At 62.5% G+C, this 18,199-nt stretch carries 24 protein-coding genes, 1 tRNA gene and 1 pseudogene; 14 read left to right on the forward strand and 12 right to left on the reverse strand.

Annotated features, from left to right (window positions below; all coding sequences use genetic code 11):
* Window positions 1–137: 137 nt before the first annotated feature.
* The gene (locus E2K76_RS00005) at window positions 138–737 is read right to left on the reverse strand and encodes a DUF6094 domain-containing protein (RefSeq protein ID WP_136681995.1); all 600 of its coding nucleotides are present in this window, start codon (window positions 735–737) and stop codon (window positions 138–140) included.
* A 510-nt stretch (window positions 738–1,247) separates the two neighbouring features.
* On the opposite strand from E2K76_RS00005, the gene E2K76_RS00010 reads away from it, so the two are divergent.
* The 3 genes and pseudogenes from E2K76_RS00010 to E2K76_RS00015 all read left to right on the forward strand — a co-directional run bounded on the left by E2K76_RS00010 (window position 1,248) and on the right by E2K76_RS00015 (window position 3,512).
* Complete coding sequence (locus E2K76_RS00010; RefSeq protein WP_220432145.1) at window positions 1,248–1,508, forward strand: helix-turn-helix domain-containing protein; 261 nt, start codon at window positions 1,248–1,250, stop codon at window positions 1,506–1,508.
* Between the two features lie 648 nt (window positions 1,509–2,156).
* Window positions 2,157–2,261, forward strand: a pseudogene (locus E2K76_RS21095) (ATP-binding protein); the annotation flags it as partial.
* A gap of 357 nt (window positions 2,262–2,618) precedes the next feature.
* On the forward strand, window positions 2,619–3,512 hold the full coding sequence (locus E2K76_RS00015; RefSeq protein ID WP_169053160.1) for an ATP-dependent nuclease: 894 nt from the start codon (window positions 2,619–2,621) through the stop codon (window positions 3,510–3,512).
* A gap of 31 nt (window positions 3,513–3,543) precedes the next feature.
* Here the strand turns inward: E2K76_RS00015 and E2K76_RS00020 are convergent, their stop codons facing one another.
* Complete coding sequence (locus tag E2K76_RS00020) at window positions 3,544–3,750, reverse strand: hypothetical protein (protein ID WP_136682003.1); 207 nt, start codon at window positions 3,748–3,750, stop codon at window positions 3,544–3,546.
* 459 nt (window positions 3,751–4,209) lie between these two features.
* Here E2K76_RS00020 and E2K76_RS00025 point away from each other — a divergent pair, with 459 nt between their 5' ends.
* From E2K76_RS00025 to E2K76_RS00055, 8 genes are all read left to right on the forward strand, one after another.
* The gene (locus tag E2K76_RS00025; protein ID WP_136682007.1) at window positions 4,210–4,410 is read left to right on the forward strand and encodes a hypothetical protein; all 201 of its coding nucleotides are present in this window, start codon (window positions 4,210–4,212) and stop codon (window positions 4,408–4,410) included.
* Window positions 4,411–4,414: 4 nt separating this feature from the next.
* A complete protein-coding gene (locus E2K76_RS20710) occupies window positions 4,415–5,473 on the forward strand; it encodes a DNA cytosine methyltransferase (RefSeq protein ID WP_246032838.1) in 1,059 nt (352 codons plus the stop codon).
* 18 nt (window positions 5,474–5,491) lie between these two features.
* Entirely contained in the window at window positions 5,492–5,758 is a 267-nt protein-coding gene (locus tag E2K76_RS00035) for a hypothetical protein (protein WP_136682010.1), read from the forward strand.
* Window positions 5,755–6,357, forward strand: coding sequence for a hypothetical protein (locus E2K76_RS00040; protein WP_136682013.1), 603 nt, complete (start codon window positions 5,755–5,757; stop codon window positions 6,355–6,357). The genes E2K76_RS00035 and E2K76_RS00040 overlap by 4 nt, the downstream gene beginning before the upstream one ends.
* 265 nt (window positions 6,358–6,622) lie before the next feature.
* The gene (locus E2K76_RS00045; protein WP_136682016.1) at window positions 6,623–6,997 is read left to right on the forward strand and encodes a hypothetical protein; all 375 of its coding nucleotides are present in this window, start codon (window positions 6,623–6,625) and stop codon (window positions 6,995–6,997) included.
* Window positions 6,990–7,379 carry a hypothetical protein gene (locus E2K76_RS00050; RefSeq protein WP_136682019.1) on the forward strand — a complete coding sequence of 130 codons (390 nt, stop codon included), beginning with the start codon at window positions 6,990–6,992 and terminating at the stop codon, window positions 7,377–7,379. Before E2K76_RS00045 ends, E2K76_RS00050 begins: the two co-directional genes overlap by 8 nt.
* Window positions 7,376–7,717 carry a hypothetical protein gene (locus tag E2K76_RS20715; protein WP_246032839.1) on the forward strand — a complete coding sequence of 114 codons (342 nt, stop codon included), beginning with the start codon at window positions 7,376–7,378 and terminating at the stop codon, window positions 7,715–7,717. Before E2K76_RS00050 ends, E2K76_RS20715 begins: the two co-directional genes overlap by 4 nt.
* A gap of 38 nt (window positions 7,718–7,755) precedes the next feature.
* Window positions 7,756–8,592, forward strand: coding sequence for a site-specific integrase (locus E2K76_RS00055; RefSeq protein ID WP_246032840.1), 837 nt, complete (start codon window positions 7,756–7,758; stop codon window positions 8,590–8,592).
* A 67-nt stretch (window positions 8,593–8,659) separates the two neighbouring features.
* Here the strand turns inward: E2K76_RS00055 and E2K76_RS00060 are convergent.
* From E2K76_RS00060 to E2K76_RS00105, 10 genes are all read right to left on the reverse strand, one after another.
* Window positions 8,660–8,736: transfer RNA gene (locus E2K76_RS00060), tRNA-Arg, on the reverse strand.
* Between the two features lie 41 nt (window positions 8,737–8,777).
* Entirely contained in the window at window positions 8,778–9,998 is a 1,221-nt protein-coding gene (locus E2K76_RS00065) for a cysteine desulfurase (protein WP_136682025.1), read from the reverse strand.
* A complete protein-coding gene (locus E2K76_RS00070) occupies window positions 9,991–10,569 on the reverse strand; it encodes a YIP1 family protein (RefSeq protein WP_136682027.1) in 579 nt (192 codons plus the stop codon). Before E2K76_RS00070 ends, E2K76_RS00065 begins: the two co-directional genes overlap by 8 nt.
* Window positions 10,566–11,039 carry a YIP1 family protein gene (locus E2K76_RS00075; RefSeq protein ID WP_136682029.1) on the reverse strand — a complete coding sequence of 158 codons (474 nt, stop codon included), beginning with the start codon at window positions 11,037–11,039 and terminating at the stop codon, window positions 10,566–10,568. The genes E2K76_RS00070 and E2K76_RS00075 overlap by 4 nt, the downstream gene beginning before the upstream one ends.
* Window positions 11,039–12,313 carry a SufB/SufD family protein gene (locus E2K76_RS00080; protein ID WP_136682031.1) on the reverse strand — a complete coding sequence of 425 codons (1,275 nt, stop codon included), beginning with the start codon at window positions 12,311–12,313 and terminating at the stop codon, window positions 11,039–11,041. Before E2K76_RS00080 ends, E2K76_RS00075 begins: the two co-directional genes overlap by 1 nt.
* Complete coding sequence (gene sufC, locus E2K76_RS00085) at window positions 12,313–13,068, reverse strand: Fe-S cluster assembly ATPase SufC (RefSeq protein WP_136682034.1); 756 nt, start codon at window positions 13,066–13,068, stop codon at window positions 12,313–12,315. The genes E2K76_RS00080 and sufC overlap by 1 nt, the downstream gene beginning before the upstream one ends.
* Window positions 13,069–13,076: 8 nt before the next feature.
* Window positions 13,077–13,391: a heavy metal-binding domain-containing protein gene (locus tag E2K76_RS00090; RefSeq protein WP_136682037.1), complete on the reverse strand. Its 315-nt coding sequence runs from the start codon at window positions 13,389–13,391 to the stop codon at window positions 13,077–13,079.
* The gene (sufB, locus tag E2K76_RS00095) at window positions 13,388–14,899 is read right to left on the reverse strand and encodes a Fe-S cluster assembly protein SufB (protein ID WP_136682041.1); all 1,512 of its coding nucleotides are present in this window, start codon (window positions 14,897–14,899) and stop codon (window positions 13,388–13,390) included. The genes E2K76_RS00090 and sufB overlap by 4 nt, the downstream gene beginning before the upstream one ends.
* A gap of 8 nt (window positions 14,900–14,907) precedes the next feature.
* Window positions 14,908–15,951 carry a cysteine desulfurase family protein gene (locus E2K76_RS00100; protein ID WP_136682044.1) on the reverse strand — a complete coding sequence of 348 codons (1,044 nt, stop codon included), beginning with the start codon at window positions 15,949–15,951 and terminating at the stop codon, window positions 14,908–14,910.
* Window positions 15,948–16,409, reverse strand: a complete 462-nt coding sequence (locus E2K76_RS00105) for a Fe-S cluster assembly transcriptional regulator IscR (RefSeq protein ID WP_136682048.1) — start codon at window positions 16,407–16,409, stop codon at window positions 15,948–15,950. The genes E2K76_RS00100 and E2K76_RS00105 overlap by 4 nt, the downstream gene beginning before the upstream one ends.
* Window positions 16,410–16,556: 147 nt before the next feature.
* Between E2K76_RS00105 and E2K76_RS00110 the strand changes: the two genes are divergently transcribed.
* The 3 genes from E2K76_RS00110 to E2K76_RS00120 are packed head-to-tail and all read left to right on the forward strand — an operon-like array spanning window position 16,557 to window position 18,138.
* A complete protein-coding gene (locus tag E2K76_RS00110) occupies window positions 16,557–17,216 on the forward strand; it encodes an alpha/beta hydrolase (protein WP_136682050.1) in 660 nt (219 codons plus the stop codon).
* Window positions 17,213–17,803: an HD domain-containing protein gene (locus tag E2K76_RS00115; RefSeq protein ID WP_136682053.1), complete on the forward strand. Its 591-nt coding sequence runs from the start codon at window positions 17,213–17,215 to the stop codon at window positions 17,801–17,803. Before E2K76_RS00110 ends, E2K76_RS00115 begins: the two co-directional genes overlap by 4 nt.
* Window positions 17,803–18,138, forward strand: coding sequence for a hypothetical protein (locus E2K76_RS00120; protein WP_136682057.1), 336 nt, complete (start codon window positions 17,803–17,805; stop codon window positions 18,136–18,138). Before E2K76_RS00115 ends, E2K76_RS00120 begins: the two co-directional genes overlap by 1 nt.
* Window positions 18,139–18,199 lie beyond the last annotated feature (61 nt).

An 18,199-nucleotide genomic window follows, 5' to 3' on the forward strand; every position in this document is an offset into this window, starting at 1 on the left:
GGCCTTCACGGCGATCTTGACGGGCTGGACCTCAACCGGGGCGATCTGGCGCTTGGCAATCGCGGCGCGGTCGCGGCGGGCCATGGCGATCATGCGCTCACGGATGACGTCCTCGGGGAGGATGGGGGTCATGGCGTTCATGCTGCGGCCTCCTGAGCGCGCGGCGCCCATTCGCGATAGATGCTTGTGTTCACATTGGTGCCGCTCTCGGCGAAGCTGCCCACCGGCAGATCGCTCCAGCGGTCGCGGCCCTCGGGCAGTGCCCCATAGTCGTAGCGGGCAGTGCTGGGCAACACGGCGATCAGGCGGCCACCGGGCTTAAGGAACCGGCGGGCATGCTCGACGTGCTTGAGATAATGGCGGCCAACGAAGGGAGGGTTCATCACCACGACGTCGTAGACGGGGCGCGGCTGCACCCGAAGAAAGTTGGCGACCAGCACATCGTGCCCTTTGGCGCGGCACTCGACAGCACGGGCTCGATCGACCTCGACACCAAATACCTCAGCACCTGACTTGTGGATGGCATCCATGAACCGACCACAACCGCAGGATGGCTCCAGCACCTTCATGCCGGGACGCAGTTCTGCGCGCTCCAGCGCCGTTGCCACGACGGCCTCGGGTGTGGGGTAGTAGGCCAGATCCTTGCTGACCTCGGTGGAGGCCTTACGTTTGGGGTTCTCGTCCGGCGTATCGGGCAAGACGTCGCCGTAGAACTCGGCCAGCCCTCGGTCGGGCATGTCCTTTTTTGAAGGTGATCTTATGGATCGCCGCCAGCTGCCGAACACGCTCGCGGCTTATTCCGACCTCCCTTGCCACATCAGCTTGACTGAAGCCTTTGGCGGCGAAGTCTCGCATGATGGGCAAGTGAGGGTTATTCGAGGCGGTAGCTACCTTCATGCCACCCTCGTCGTATTTTTGCGGCCAGCACCTTGTGCGGACACGGCTTTATCCACAGTTGGTGAAGTGCGAACCCGCATTTTGAACAGTTCGGGAGGGCATTCGATGCCCTTCTCGGAAGCGAGTTCTTGACACACAAGGAGCCAAGATGACGGGAACCAACCCCGCTTCTCGAAATTGCTTACAGCGGTCGCGCCCACATCAAACGCGTCCGCTAGTTTCTTCCGGCCAATGGCTGCTGCAAAGTCGGGTGCTTAATCATGGCTGCAGCATATCCACATATGGTGGAGTATTCAAGCGCCACAATCGGTGGTTTGCGGACTTCTCCACGATTTGTGAATTATAGCCGCATGGCTATGCAAGAACCCGAATTCACCGAGATCGGCCAGCGCCTCGCGCGCATCAGGACCGGGCTATCCGACCTGAGCCAGAAGGCATGGGCAGAGAAGCATGGCTTCAACCCGACCCAGTATAACAACTGGGAAAAGGGCGTCCGCCGCATCCCGGTCGAAGCGGTTGACCGCCTATGCGACACCTACGGCCTGACGATGGATTTCGTGTATCGCGGAAGGCGTGACGGGCTGGCCGACAGCATCAAGAACTCCGTCTGAGAGCACCAGCCCATATGGCGAACCACATGATCGAGAGGGACGTCCAGAAGGTCAGCCACCTCGATCATCCGGTCGAGCCGTTGGTTGACCTCACTTCCCTCGTCGATGTCGGCGGTCGTCACAATGCACTCCGTTCAAATGTTCCCGTTATGTTCACGTTATGTTCACGTTATCCGGGAAGGCCGGATTCGGTCAACCGTGGGTATGTCGCAGTTTAAATTTAGCTGGGGAGAGGTCTGGGGAGGGCCGGCCCAAGATGCCCGCAAGGCGTCTCAGGCGGCCGACGAATTCATTGAGGCTGAGACGGCCAAACGAGACGCCAAGACAGCGCGCCTAGAAGCGGCACGCCAGCGCGCGAGGAAGCAGGAGATCGCTCGCCGCTACGAGGAAATCAAAAGCCGGGGGTGGTAAGATGGCCAACGCGGAGCGCTGTAACGAGGTAGTCACTTGGAAATATAGCGCGCGCCTCCAATCCTCAAATGCAGCCTCATCTGCCCGGCGCTGATATCGGTTGACTGCCGGGCATCACCGGCGCTAGCCTCCATTGGAAGGCTTTGAGGGATAATTATGCTATCACAGGACATGAGGCGCCTGAAAAATTAGTGGGGAACCGGTGCGGGATGGCCGAAGCGGCTAGAATGGATCGAGATCGAGGGCGTCAGGGGATGGAGCGGACAACGGGTAGATTTCAATTTTCCAATCGTCGCGATCGTTGGAGAAAACGGGTCAGGAAAGAGCACGCTGCTTCAGGCGGCTGCGGCAGCCTATAAATCACCGCAAAAGGATAGATTCGCTTCCGACTTCTTTCCCGACACCCCCTTCGAGAAAATAACCTCGGCTACTATTCGCTATTCCGTTCGGCAGGGGCCGAACTCTCAGACTAAAACAGTTCGCAAGCCAACTAACCGTTGGCGCGGCAATCCCGAGCGTCCGGAACGCAACGTTCAGTATGTCGACCTGAGACGTATCCCGCCGGTAAGTGCAAGAACAGGATACGCGAAACTTCTAAAGGCTGGGGTTGCGGAAGGTATTTCAACTGATTTCGACGAGGGGAAGCTAGCGCGCCTTACACAGATCGTCGGCAAGAAGTATACTGCCGCTGGCATTTCCGTGACTAATGCTGGCGATGACAAGCCTATCCCGGTACTTCAAACAGACGGCGTTAGGTACTCGGGTTTTCACCAAGGCGCGGGTGAGATTGCCGCTGCAGAACTATTAGCTGTCGATTATCCAAAGTACGGCATAATACTGATAGATGAAGTCGAGACGTCCCTACACCCGAGGGCGCAAAGACGGCTGATCAGAGATCTCGCTAAAATTGCTGCATTGAACGAACTTCAGATCGTACTGACCACGCATTCCCCCTATGTTCTAGACGAACTCCCACCGGAAGCGCGTATATATTTGATGGACGGAGTTGAAGGGAAAACCGTAGTTACTGGCGTTAGCCCCGAGTTTGCGATGACTCGGATGGATGATGAAATCTATCCGGAATGCGACCTCTATGTAGAGGATCCAAGAGCTTCCTCTTTGCTGGGAGAAATCCTAGCCAGTCAAGATCGGTCTCTGCTCACCCGATCAAGGATTATCGCGTTTGGCGCAGCATCGGTCGGTGTGGCTCTGGGGCAAATGGCTCACCAAAACAGATTTCCGAGACCATCTGTTGTATTCTTGGACGGGGACCAGTTACCGGCTCTTGGGTGTAGCATTTTGCCAGGAGGTGACGCCCCCGAACGTGTTGTTTTCGAGGCCCTTTCGGCGCACGGTTGGCCTGACGTGGCAACTCGTTTAGAGCGTGGCCACGCAGAAACCGTCGATACGTTAAATCAAGCAATGCATCTGGCTAATCATCATGATTGGGTTAGATATGCTGCCGATCGCTTGACCGTAAGCGGTGATTTGCTTTGGCAGACTCTCGCATCATCTTGGACCAAAAATTGCGCCGGTGACGACGATAAGACTGCGGTTGCTGAATTAGTCCGCGATGCCTTAAACGGAATTTAGATTACCAGCCCGCCCTTATCGGCGGGCTTTTTCACGCATCGCGCATACCGCTCGCGATCAGCGCGGCCCGGACTGCATCTCGCGCCGCGCCCTGCCTCCCGCCGTTCGCCTCGACCACCATCGCCCGGTATGCAGCGGCACGTTCAGCCTTCGGCATGGACCTCCAGCATCGCTGGATCTCGCGGCCAGCGCCTTGCAGGTCATCGATCCTCACGATCCTGCCCGCGTCGTCGATCATGTCGAGTGGCACCTTCCACATGGCAATCCTACTGCCCCGCATTCCAACTAACGCGCGGGCAAGAGGTTCATTCCCATAATCTCCATTAGGGGCTGGGCCGCGAGCATCGCGAAGATCGCCCCGGCGGCGAGGCCGAACAGCTTTGCCGCCAGAACGCGCCGCCACGCGGCACCGCACAGGAGCTGCGAAAGCCCCGCGATGAACGATGTCCACAGGGCGATGACGATTATGAAGATCAGGATGTCGCGCCCCTCAGCGTGAAAACTTGATCCCGGTCAGCATAGCACAGGCGGGACTTTTTCGCACCGGTGGCGCGGCGATGGCATGGGCAAGATATGGTATCACGATAAAAATATCCACCTTGTGTGGATTAGTGCTTGGATAGTCCACTATTGGTGGATACCTTCATCACATCAGCAGCGACACATGAGCCTGCACTGACCGAGATGGAGCCACCGAATGACCATTCCCGCTTTCCTTGCCACCCCTGACGGCGCGCCGATCCCCGGCGTGATCCTCGCGAACCACGCGCTGATCCAGTATCGCTTCCCGTCGCTGGCTCGCGTGACGCTGGCAGAGATGCCCGCCATGCCGATCGAGTGCGTCCGCGATGCTGATGGCGTCTGGTCGCCGGTCCTGTCCACCGAAGCGCGGAGCTGAGGCGATGGCACAGCACACGCCGGGACCGTGGTTCATCGACCCCGAGGATGAATTCGAGAAGGGTGCCGACGACGAGCGGCACTTGTGGCCCGACGTTGCCCGGATCATCCGAGAGCTTGCCCCCGGCCTTCGGTGGGTCTTCCTCGAAAACGTATCCGGTCATGTCAGCCTCGGCCTTGAAACCGTGCTGCGAGAGCTTCACGGCATGGGCTTCGCGGTTGCGGCTGGCCTCTTCACGGCGGCTGAAACAGGCGCGCCGCACGAGCGGGAGCGGGTCTTCATCGTGGCCCACCGCGCTTGCGCACGATGTGAGCCCACGCGGACCTGGGCAAGTGGCGAGCGCGAAAGCGGGCAACCGTTGCTTGGGTCGAGAGTCGGAGGCCTGGCAGACGCCAGTTGCGGACGACATGGTGGATCGGGAGCGCGGAAAGTGGAACAGCCGCGGAGAGCCGAAGCTATCGGGTCAGGCGATACTCTGGCCGACACCAACCCCGATGCAAACGCGGGATGGATGGTCAGAGGCGGATCTGACGGCGGCGAGGGAGAAAGCCAAGGAGAGCGCGAACAACGGCAACGGGTTCGGTCTTGGTCTGGGGGCGGCAGCATCCGTAGCAATGGAGAAATGGCCGACGCCAGCGGCTCGGGATTACAAGGGCGAGAACAGCCCGGATCACCTGGAGAACGGGACGGGGCGGCTGCACATGGATCAGCTGCCGAATGCGGTCGCCCATGGGTTCACCCGCCCGGACCTGCCGACATGGCAGGGTGGATGGATACCCTCGCCGTCGCGCCATATCTCGCGCCAGCTGCTTCGCTTGGTGACCTCGCGCGTTTCACCAGTCAAGTTGCGGCAATGGCTCAAGCGGGGCTGGTGGCGCAAGAGGCGCTTGAACCCGCTCTTCGTAGAATGGCTACAGGCTTGGCCGAGCGGTCACGCGCTTTGCGCTTGCTCGGGAACGGGGTTCATCCTTTGGCAGCAGGATATGCGTTTCGCACTCTCGCAGCTGCCCACGGCCTCGGCCCCTTGGATTTGGCAACCTCCGGCACTCGTGATCGAGGCTGAGCAGATGGATCTTTTCGCATGACCGACCTCACCGCCACCCCGCTTGCCCTCGCCGCAGCAGAAGCACGCCGCCGCACCGATGCGAAGGCCGTGGAAGCCGCTATCGCCGATGGCCGGGTCATCCCCGCCGACGACGGCATGATTCTGGACGACCGCATCACCGATCGCACTGTCCCGCGCCCCGAGTATGCGTTGGGCAACCCCGCCCTGTTCCGCAGCAGCTTCGCGCCCCGCCGGGATTGGTTCGACCGCCTCTGGGATTTCTTCATGGGAGAACGCGCATGACTGACGACACCCGCACCAAGCGCGACCAGCAGCGCGTTCGTGATCTGCTAGACGGAAACGCTGACAAGCCCGACGACACCATAGCCCTTTGCACGTTGGGAGAATTGCGCGCCATCCTCGACGCCCCGCCCGCGCAGCCTGTGGGCGAAGGTGATTTGTGCCAGTTCTGCCACGATGCTGGCGCATCATCGTGCGCTTGCCTTAGTGGCCACCCCTCTGCCGCGCCCACGGACTATCAAACGCGGATGCTTGACGGCGGGCTAGCGGTTCTGAAATCTGCCGCGCCCACGGACAACACGGCGCTGGCCGCCGCTTGGTATGCAGGACACCAGTATCGAGCGGCGGGCGGCGCAGCGCAGGACAACCCTTATAGCGCCGCCTTTTCCCAACCTGCCGCCCCGCAGCCCACCCCCGAGGTGGAGGCGTTGAAGAGCAAGCTGCGCATGATCGTTAGCCACGCAACCGCAGGACGGACGGATGGCGAAGGCCAGAGCGTCAACGATATCTGCGTCCAGATCACCGCGCTTCGGAATGAATTGTGGGAAGACGCACAAGCCGCCCTCGCCCGTGGGTCGGTGGCCGAGAAGGGGGAGCGGTGATGCGGAGTAGTGATTGGCAGTCTATGGATACAGCACCCCTGAACCCATACGGCAAGCCATGGGGCCCTCCGGTCTTGATATGGGATCGTGCCACTCGAACGCCAGTTAGCGCATATTTTGAACCCTGGCACGGATGGAAGGATCGCGACTGCGGCCCGGCATGGGTTGTCAATGACGGGGTTGGTGACAGCGCCATCGCGCCCGAGGATGCAGGTGCTTGGATGCCAATTGCTATGCCTTGGAACGAGAAACAAGAGGATGAAAAATGACCCCGCCCAAAGACCAAGCGCCGGGGCTGGTGGACACGCCCGGGGCAAAGCACACGGATACGCTGGTGGCGCGGATCAAGGACGAAGTAATGACCATGACCGACGCTGACGGCTTCACATGGGTTGGCATCGAGGACTACGCCGACCTCCGCGCCAAGCTGGAGAGATTGAATAGCGAAGAAGGAGGGTTTGGAGACAATCTCGGATCAGTTGCCGTTTCCCATCTCCGTGAGATGTATGGTGCAGCATATGATGCCTTGGGTAGCAGCGGAAGGCGCTCATTGCGGAATTTCATCAATGCCCGCGCCGCCCTCACCGAGCAGGCGAACATCCGCAGCCCCGTGCAGAGCGAGGGCCGCAGCCATGACTGACCGCCACCTGCCCTTCGCGCTTATCGGCGCAACCGCTGTCGGCTTCGGGATCGGCCTCTGGGCATGTGATGCCCGCGCGGATGGCACGCCTACACCCTTCGAGCAGGTGCAGGGCCTCATGTGCCCGCCGCCGGTGATGACCCTGGCGGAACGCGCGCCCGGGTGGTGGTTCGGCGAGCGGCCCACCTATGGCGCGTATACGCCGGACCCGCGCCGGGGGCTGGTGAGCGTGCCAGAGCGGCCTATCGGTGGTGGTGGTGGATCTGAACTGCCGCCGGAACACCCCACGCCCGTGCCCCTGCCCGCTGCGGGGTGGCTGCTGGGCGGGGCGCTTATCGGCGGAGCCGCGATGGGCCTGTATCGAACGAGGAAGAAGCGATGAGCCTGCTGAAGATCGAGGTAGCGGCCCAGCAGATCGGGGTGCCGAAAGCATCCCTTCGCTCCGCCGCCGAAAAGCATGGATTCCTTGTCCGCATGGGGCGGGCTATCAGGATCGAACAGTCAAGATTGCCGGAGTTGATAGAAGCATGCCAGTGCGCGCCAAAGGCCCCCGTCTCTACTGGCACGAAGCCCGCGGCAAGTGGGTCATCCGAGACAGTGGCCGACCAGAAACTGCAACAGGCACAGCAGACCGTGCAGCGGCTGAAAGACGGCTTGCGGAATACATCGCGCGGCGGGATGGGCCAGCCGTCGGCCCGCGTGACGCATCTGCGGTCCTGATCAGCGAAGTCCTGACACTCTACGCTGCCGAGCACGCGGTGACGACGAAAGACCCGGTCCGCATCCTGTCTGCCATCGACGCCCTGCTGCCCTTCTGGGGAAAGCTGACGGTATCAACGGTGCGCGCGGAGACGTGCCGCCGGTATGGAAAGAGCCGCGTCACGAGCAAGGGAATGCCAAAGGGCAAGACGCGACCGATTGGCGACGCGACGATTCGTCGGGAATTGGGCACGCTGCGCGCCGCGATCGGCTACTGCCATGCCGAGGGATACATCCTCAGCGCTCCGCCTGTGACCTTGCCCGAGAAGCCTGCGGCCAAGGATCGCTGGCTGACCCGTGACGAGGCGGCCAAGCTGCTCTGGACCGCCTATCGGTCGCGGCGGGCCAAGCATCTGGCGCGGTTCATCTTGATCGGCCTCTACACCGGCACCCGCAAGGACGCGATCCTGAGGCTTCACTTCAGCGCGAACACCGTGGGCGGCTGGATCGACACGTCCAGCGGCCTGCTCTATCGGCGCAGCAACAGCGAACGAGCATCGAAGAAGCGGCAGCCACCTGCCCGCCTGCCCAATCGCCTGATGGCGCATGTCTCGCGGTGGGAGCGGATGGGGGCACGGTTCCCGGTCGAGTATCAGGGCGCCCGGTGCGGCGACATCAAGACTGGATGGGCCGCGCTGGCGGAAGAATCAGGGCTGACGGACGTGACGCCGCACACCCTGCGCCACACGGCGATCACATGGGCTATGCAGCGCGGTGCGGCGATCTGGGACGCGGCGGGCTTCTTCGGCGCATCGGTGGAAACCATCGAAAGCACCTATGGGCACCACCATCCCGCGTTCCAAGAGTCGGCAAGAAAGGCCATGGATCGAAGGTAACTTGTGCGGCTTCCTGTGCGCTACAGGCCGCACTTAACCATCTTGCCAGCCTAAGTGATTGATAAGATGGCGCACCCAGCACGATTCGAACGTGCGACCTTTGCCTTCGGAGGGCAACGCTCTATCCAGCTGAGCTATGGGTGCCTAAGCGCGTCTATAGCCGGGGGAATCCGGCAGCGCAAGCCTCAGCCGAAAAGTTCGTGGCAAAGCTCCAGCGCAGAGACGAGCGCGTCGATTTCGGCCTCGGTATTGTAAAGCCCGAAGCTGGCGCGGCAGGTGGCCGAAACGCCCATGTGCTGCAAAAGCGGCATGGCACAATGGGTTCCTGCCCGCACCGCGATCCCCCGCTGATCCAGAACCGTGGAGATGTCGTGCGGATGCGCCGCACCCTGAAGGGTAAACGAGAAGATCGCCCCCTTCCCCGCCGAATTTCCCTGCACATTCAGCCAGTTCAGGCCCGCCAGCCGGTCCCGCGCCACATCGCGCAGCTGCCGTTCATGCGCCGCGATATTCGCCATCCCAAGGCCCGACAGATAGTCCAGCGCGACACCCAGCCCAATCTGCTGCACGATTCCCGGCGTTCCCGCCTCGAACCGCATCGGGGGCTTGGCATAGGTGACAGTGTCGCGGAACACCTCGTGGATCATGTCACCGCCGCCAAGGAAGGGGCGCATCTCCTCCATCCGCTCGCGCCGGATGAAGATGCCGCCCGACCCCGAGGGACCGTAAAGTTTGTGCCCGGTGATGGCATAGAAATCGCAGCCCATCGCCTGCACGTCCACCGGCATATGCACGGCCGCCTGCGATCCGTCGACCAGCGTGGCCACCCCCCGCTCGCGCGCTGCGGCGCAGATCGGCGCCACGTCCAGCACCGTGCCGGTCACGTTCGACATCTGGGTGATCGCGACCAGCTTCGTCTTCGGCCCGATCGCGTCGATCACCGCCTGCGGGTCGATGTCGCCATTCGCGTCGCATTCGACCCATTTGATCACCACCCCCTGCCGTTCGCGCAGGAAATGCCACGGCACGATATTGGCGTGATGCTCCATGATGGTCAGCACGATCTCGTCCCCCGCCTGCAAACGCGGCGCGGCCCAGCCATAGGAGATCAGGTTGATCCCCTCGGTGGTGCCGGTAGTGAAGACGATCTCATCCTCGGACCGGGCATTGATGAAGCGGGCGATCTTGCCGCGCACTGCCTCGTATTTGTCGGTCGCAAGGTTGGACAGGAAATGCAGCCCGCGATGCACGTTGGCGTATTCGTTGGCATAAGCCTCGGTCATCGCGTCGATGACGACGCGCGGCTTCTGCGCAGACGCGCCATTGTCCAGATAAACCAGCGGCTTGCCGTTCACCTGCCGCGACAGGATCGGAAAATCGCCACGGATCTTTTCGACGTCATACATTCTGGACCCCCAGGAAGGGCGCAAGGATCAGCGCGAACAGGAAGGCGGCCACGAACATCGCCCCCATGATGCCAAGGAAGGTCATCGGCAAGGATGTGAAGCCGTGAACCTCGACCACGAAATTCGTCAGCAGCCAGAACATCAGCAGCGTCGCGACGATGCTCAGGATCGCGGCCAGTGGCGGCAAGGCCAGCTCGACCAGCAACAGTGCCGCCTGCATCGCAACCATCACGATCTGGAGCCACGAGACCGTCAGCAGGCAGTCGGCAAAGCTGCCCCGCCCCCCGCGCCAACGCCCGACGAGATAGGTCAACACCACCATCACGCCCATCGCGACGCCCTGCAGAATCGCCAGCGTGACCGGCGGGAACGGGAACAGCGCCCCGTCCGGCATCGGGATCAGAATGGTGCCAGCCGCGATCAGCAGGGTTGGCAGGATGATCGACAGTGCAAAGACGAGCCAACGCTCGGACAGGCCAAGCGGCTGCGACAACACCGCCCGCAGCCCCTCGCGCGGATCGCGCAACGTCAGACCAACAAGCGACAGGACATTGGACAGGGTCAGTTTCACGTCTCAACCTCGATCAGCATGTTCAGCCATATCCAGAGGAATGCGCCCCCCGTCAACAGGCTCGCGGCGGTAAGTTGCGGGCCGGGGCCGATAAATCCCGCGACCAGCCCCTGAAGCAGCATCAGTGGGGCAATCGCAAGCAGCGCCTGAAACAGCGCCATCCGGGCGCCGAAGAAACTGCCCTTGCCGCCCAGAACCTTCGCCACCAGATGCGACAGTGCCGCCAGAACATAGCAAAACAGCGGCAGCAGGAACAGGACCGCCATGAGCGAACCGCCAAGCCGCGCATCGAGCGGCACGGACGGATCAAGATGCGCCATCCGCGCCGCCTGCGGCCATCCGGAGACGAAGATCAGCCCCGCCGCGCCCATGAGCGTGGCGAGCGCCCGATCCTCGCGCGGCTCCAGCTTGCGCCGGATCACCGCGCGAGGGCGCAGATAGCTGGACAGGATGTCCGACGCGACCGGCATCAGCCGTCGTGCCGGTCCAGCCAGCCTTCAAGGCGCGCGCGCAGGTCCTCGGCAATCGCCTCGTCCTCGATCTCGGCCAGCGCCTCGGCAAGGAAGGCCAGAACCAGCAGCGACTGCGCCGCCTTCTCGGGCACACCGCGCGAGCGGAGGTAGAACAGCGCCGTATCGTCGATCGCGCCCGAGGTGGAACCGTGCGAGCATTTCACGTCGTCGGCATAGATCTCCAGCTCGGGCTTGGCCAGGAACTGGCTGTCGCCGTCCAGCAGAAGCGACTGGCTGATCTGGTAACCATCGGTCTTCTGCGCGCCCGGCTTCACCAAGATCTTGCCTTGGAAAACACCGGTCGCGCCGTTCTTCAGCACCTTCTTGAACACCTGACGGCTTTCGCACCGCTCGGCCCCGTGGGTGATGAAGACGGTATCGTCATGAAGGAAGTCCCGCCCGTCACCGACCGCGACTCCAGCCACATGGGCAACGGAATCATCGCCGACGATATCCAGAACCGCTTCGTTCCGTGTCAGCACGCCATTTGCCGCAACGGTGAACGATTTGAACAGCGCCCCTTCGGCGATCCGCGCAAAAATATGCGTGGCGACGAGCCGATCCGGCGTGCGCCCCTGCGAACGGACATGGTGGAACCGCGCGCCCTTGGCGACATCGACCTCCATCACCGTCAGAAGCCGCGCCGCCGCATCGCCGCTTTCCAGCAGCGTGATTTCAGCGCCCTCATCCAACCTCACGACATGATGCAAGATCACGTCGGAAGCATCGGTTTCCGAACGATAAACCAAGGCGACCGGGCGCTCTGCCGCACCCGTCACACGGATCAGCACGCCATCGGTGGCAAAAGCCGAACCGATCGCGGCCAGCGGACGCTGAACCGGCTTCTGCCCGGCCGCCTCAAGCTGACCATACAGATCGCCCGCCCAATGGATGTCGGTCACGGCTTCGGCCAGACGGATGATCTCCACCCCTGCCAGCGACGGATCGTCCGAGGCTTCCGCATCGAACAGACCATCGACGAAAACCAGCTTCACCGCATCGATGCTGTCGAACGCGACCTCGCCCCGCCCCTCGACGGCTTTCGCCTCGGGCGCGGTCAGCGCGGTGGGGTCCGTATAGCGCCAGTACTCATCGCGCTTGCCCGGCAGCCCCATGGCGGTCAGGCGCTCCAACGCCTCGCCGCGCACCTTGCCCTGCCAGCCGGTCGACGGGAAATGCAGCCCCGCGATCCGGGCCGACAACTGGTCCAGTTTCGCCTGCGGCAATGCCATCACTGCACCCCGGCCAGAATGTCGGCATAGCCGTTCTTCTCGACCTCAAGCGCCAGTTCCGGCCCGCCGGTCTGCACGATGCGGCCGTTCGCCATGATATGCACGACGTCCGGTTTGATATGGTCCAGCAGCCGTTGATAGTGGGTGATGACTAGAAACGCCCGCCCCTCGTCGCGCAGCGCGTTCACGCCTTCCGACACCAGCTTCATCGCGTCGACGTCCAGTCCCGAATCCGTCTCGTCCAGAATGCACATGCGCGGCTGCAGCACGGCCATCTGGAGGATCTCGTTCCGTTTCTTCTCACCACCCGAGAAGCCGACGTTCACCGGGCGCTTCATCATGTCGGCGTCGATCTTCAGGCTTGCGGCCTTCTCGCGCACCAGCTTCAGGAAGTCGCCGGCCGACACCTCATCCTCGCCACGCGCCTTGCGCTGGGCGTTCAGCGCGGTGCGCAGGAAGGTCATGTTGCCGACGCCCGGAATCTCCACCGGGTATTGGAATGCAAGGAACAGACCGGCGGCAGCACGCTCCTCGGCCTCCATCTCCAGCAGTTCCTCGCCATCCAGCGTGGCGGAACCATCGGTGACCTCATACCCGTCGCGGCCCGACAGGACATAGGACAGGGTCGACTTCCCCGACCCGTTCGGTCCCATGATCGCATGGACCTTGCCGGCTTCGACCTTCAGGTCCACGCCGCGGAGGATGACCTTGTCCTCTTCCTCAAGTTTGACGTGCAGGTTCTTGATTTCGAGCATGATCTTCCTCAGGCAACTGTAACGGCGGTGCCGGAGATCGACACCATGAGCATGGATTCCCCGACCACTTCATAGTCGAGATCGACGCCGACAACGGCGTTCGCGCCGAGTTTTCCGGCGCGTGTTTCAAGGTCGCGCATCGCAGCATCGCGCGCGTCCTGCAATTTGGCCTCATAGGCCCCCGAGCGACCACCGATCTTGTCGGTGATCGAGGCGAAGAAATCGCGGACGAAATTCGCGCCCATGATCGCCTCGCCCACCACCAACCCGTGATAGGCGGTGATGCGGCTCCCCTCGATGTTCGAGGTGGTGGTGACGATCATCCGACCGACCCCTCAAGGCTGATCGCGACCAGCGCCTGCGCTTCCATCGCGAATTCCATCGGCAGCGCCTGAAGCACTTCCTTGCAGAACCCGTTCACGACCAGCGCGACGGCTTCTTCCTCGTCCATCCCGCGCGAACGGCAATAGAACAGCTGATCGTCATCCACCTTGGACGTCGTCGCCTCGTGTTCGACGCGGGAGGAGTTGTTCTTCACCTCGATATACGGGACCGTGTGGGCGCCGCATTGATCGCCGATCAGAAGGCTGTCGCACTGGGTATAGTTGCGCGAGTTCGTCGCACGCGGGTGCATCGACACCTGCCCGCGATAGGTGTTCTGTGCGCGGCCCGCCGAAATCCCTTTAGAAACAATGCGCGAGCGGGTGTTCTTGCCAAGATGGATCATCTTGGTCCCGGTATCGGCCTGCTGGGCATTGTTGGCGATGGCGATGGAATAGAACTCGCCCTGCGATTCATTGCCGCGCAGGATGCAGGACGGATATTTCCACGTGATCGCCGACCCGGTTTCCACCTGCGTCCACATCACCTTGGACCGGTCGCCCCGGCAATCGGCGCGCTTGGTCACGAAGTTGTAGATGCCGCCCACCCCGTTCTCGTCGCCCGGATACCAGTTCTGGACGGTCGAGTATTTCACCTCGGCATCCTCCAGCACCACGATCTCGACCACGGCGGCGTGCAGTTGGTTGGTGTCGCGCTTGGGCGCCGTGCAGCCTTCCAGATAGCTGACATACGAGCCCTTCTCGGCCACGATCAGCGTCCGCTCGAACTGGCCCGTGTTCTCCGCGTTGATGCGGAAATAGGTCGACAGCTCCATCGGGCAGCGCACACCCTCGGGGATATAGACGAAGGACCCGTCCGAGAAGACCGCCGAGTTCAGCGTCGCAAAGAAGTTGTCCGACTGCGGCACGACCGAGCCGATGTATTTCTTCACCAGTTCCGGATGCTCGCGCACGGCTTCTGAGATCGAGCAGAAGATCACGCCCGCCTTGGCCAGTTCCGCCTTGAACGTCGTGCCCACGGAAACCGAGTCGAACACCGCGTCGACCGCGACCTTCTTCTCCTCGGCACCCTCGACACCGGCCAGAATCGCCTGTTCCTTCAGCGGGATGCCCAGCTTGGCATAGGTCGCCAGCAGCTTGGGGTCCACCTCGTCCAGCGACTTCGGCTTCACATCCATGCTTTTCGGTTTGGCGTAGTAATAGATGTCCTGATAGTCGATCTCGGGATAGTCCAGCATCGCCCATTTCGGCTCGGTCATCTCGACCCAGCGGCGATAGGCGGCCAGACGCCATTCCAGCATCCATTCCGGCTCGTCGTTCTTGGCGGAAATCAGTTGGACGATCTCCTCGGACACGCCCTTGGGGGCGTATTCCATCTCGATCTCGGTTTCCCAGCCGTATTTGTATTTGCCGGCCATGGCCTGCACGGTCTCGATCGTCTCGCGATCGACGCCCTCGCGCACTTCCAGCGTTTCTTCCAGAGCCATCATTCTCTCCTTCACGCGGCGCGGGACCGATGGCGGTCCCTTGCCTTCGTCCAGGCTTCCGCAAACCGCAGCGCCTGATCCTCAGTCACATCGGGGCCAAGCGAGACGCGAAGCGCCGATGCCGCCAGACCTTCGTCATATCCCATCGCGCGCAAGACCTTGCTGGCGCGCACCTTGCCGCTGGAACAGGCCGACCCTGCCGAAACGGCGAAACCCGCAAGATCCATCTGCATCACCTGCGTCTCGCCCTTCCAGCCGGGCGCGATCATGCAAAGCGTGTTCGGCAGTCGGGCCATACCCTTGCCCACCGAGATAATGCCTTCGCCGCCATCCGACAATGCCGATTCTAGAACGTCTCTAACTTTCGCGACGCCGTCCCAGACCCCGCCCGCCAGATCGCGCGCCGCCGCTTCCGCCGCTGCGCCGAAACCTGCGATGCCGATGATGTTCTCGGTCCCCGCGCGGCGACCCATCTCCTGCCCGCCGCCCTTGAGCTGCGCAGCAACATCCAGCCCGCGCCGAATCACAAGCGCGCCGATGCCCTTGGGCCCGCCCAGCTTGTGCGCCGAAACCAGCGCCATGTCGCAGCCCAGCCAGTTGAACGCGAAGGGTATCTTGCCAAAAGCCTGCGTCACGTCCGACACGGCCAGCCCCTCGGGCAAATCCTGCACGATTCCGGTTTCGGAATTGGCCAGTTGCAGCGTCGTCATCGCGGGATCGGCCACCGCCACGCGGCCATCCGGCGCAGGCAACGCCACATCACACCACGCCGAAACCGCCTCATGCTCCACATCCGAACAGACCAGCCCGCGCCCCGCACAAGCCAGCGCCGCAGCCTCGGTCGCCCCGGAAACGAACACGATGTCCGCACCCTCCGCCCCCAGGGCCGCCGCCACCTGCGCCCGCGCGCGCTCCACCAGCGCCTTCGCGGCCCTGCCTTCGGCATGGACCGACGAGGGGTTCCCGACCAGATCCATCGCGCCGATCATCGCCGCCCGCGCCTCGGGGCGCAGCGGGGTCGTCGCGTTCCAGTCGAGATAGATGCGCTCCATCACTCCTCGTCCACCACCCGGAACAGCGCCGGAACCGCCGGGCACGGGGCCATTGCGTTCTTCACCACATCCGACAGCCGCGTCTGGTGCAGGAAGACATAGACATGCGCCGACAACCCCTCCCACAGACGGTTGGTCATCGACTGCGCGCGGCTGCCGGAAATCCCGCCCGATGCGCCCGCGCCGGTATGCATGGCGTTCACATGTTCCTCGACCGCTTCCATGATCTCGGACACGCGGATCGCGTCGGGGCTTTTCGCCAGCCGGTATCCGCCGCCCGGCCCCCGGACCGCCTCGACGAGCCCCGCGCGGCGCAGCTTGACGAAAAGCTGCTCCAGATAAGGCAATGAGATGTCCTGACGTTTGGACACTTCGGCCAAGGACGTCAGCCCCTCGCCCTTCACCAGCGCGAGGTCGGCCAGCGCCACCATCGCGTATCTACCCTTGGTCGAGAGTTTCATGCCTTTGCCCCAATAACATTGACGTCAGCCGCAGGGCCGCTTAACTCACTTCCAGCCCATCGGGGAGACCCTGTCAACCCTTTTGGAATGGTTCTAAGTTATCCGAGGGAAACAGTCAAGTTTCCCCGGACAGAAAAAGGCGCATCTATGCCCGAAGTCATTTTCGCCGGTCCCGAGGGTCGGCTGGAAGGCCGCTACCACCCGCAAAAAGAGCGTGACGCGCCGATCGCCATCGTGCTGCATCCGCATCCGCAGTTCGGCGGGTCGATGAACAACAAGGTCGTCTACAACCTGCATTACGCCTTCTACAAGCTGGGCTTCACGGTGCTGCGGTTCAACTTCCGCGGTGTGGGCCGGTCGCAGGGTGAATACGATCAGGGCATCGGCGAGCTGTCCGACGCGGCATCGGCGCTGGATTACCTGCAATCCATGAACCAGAACGCGAAACATTGCTGGGTCGCGGGCTTCAGCTTCGGCGCATGGATCGGCATGCAGCTTCTGATGCGCCGCCCCGAGATCACGGGCTTCGTGTCGGTCTCGCCGCCTGCGAATATGTATGACTTCTCGTTCCTCGCGCCCTGCCCGTCCTCGGGTCTGATCATCAACGGATCGGCCGACCGCGTGGCCCAGCCCAAGGACACGGTCAGCCTTGTGAACAAGCTGCACGAGCAGAAGGGCATCACCATCACCCACGAAATCGTGGAGGGCGCGGATCACTTCTTCAAGGACGAGGAAGCCCACATGACCCCGATGATCGACACCGTCAGCGGATATGTGAAACGCCGTCTGGGCGAAGCCACCCGCTGATGGACCGGCTCGCGCAGCAATTCGCCTTTCTGAACGAGGCGGACCGGCTGAAGTCGGTGCTGCGGGCAACGACCCTCTGCGACGGCTCGCGGCAGGAAAACTCGGGCGAGCATAGCTGGCACCTGGCGCTGTATGCGATGGTGCTGGCCGATCAGGCCGCGCCGGGCGTGGACATCGCCCGCGTCGTGCGAATGCTGATCCTGCACGATCTGGTCGAGATCGACACCGGCGACGTGCCGATCCATTCGGCAAACGGCACCGCCCATGCGTCCGAGGCGCAGATGGCCGCCGAAGCCGCCGCCGCCGATCGCATTTTCGGCCTGCTTCCGCCCGATCAGGCGCAGGACTTCCGCGCCCTGTGGGAAGAATTCGAGGCCGCCGAGACCCCCGACGCCATCTTCGCCAAATCCCTGGACCGCGTGCAGCCGGTGATGCAGAACATCGCCTGCGGTGGCGGCACATGGGCCACCTACAACGTGACCGCCGAACAGCTTCAATCCCGCGTGGGACACAAGGTCGCACGCGGCGCACCCGCCCTGTGGGACTGGGTGCGGACCCGCGCGGCCTCTTTCTTCGAGACGATCTGATGCCCGATTATACCCCTTCGATTTCCGATGACGCGCTCTCCGCGCTGCTTGAGGACGCGCCCGTCCGCGTCGCCTCGCTGGACGATCTGCAACATCTTGCCGCCCGGTTGGCGCCCTTGGACGAATGGGTTCATACGATGGAAGTCGTCGCCGACGGCAAGGGCACGCTGGACTTCGCCATCATGGGGCTCGACGGCGAGGAGGATTGGGATATCCCGATGGAGCCAGTCCGGATGCGCGCGCTGCTGGACGACAAGATCGCGGCGATGCGGGCCTCCGGCAAGTCCTTCACATTCGAATTGTATTTCGGCGAAACAGAGGAAGATCCCGCCTAATTTCGGTATACGACAGCATACGACCTTTCGCGCCCTCCGGAATTCCGCTATCACCGCGCCA

It is taken from the genome of Falsirhodobacter xinxiangensis, from assembly GCF_004959935.1.
GTDB classification, from domain to species: Bacteria; Pseudomonadota; Alphaproteobacteria; order Rhodobacterales; family Rhodobacteraceae; genus Falsirhodobacter; species Falsirhodobacter xinxiangensis.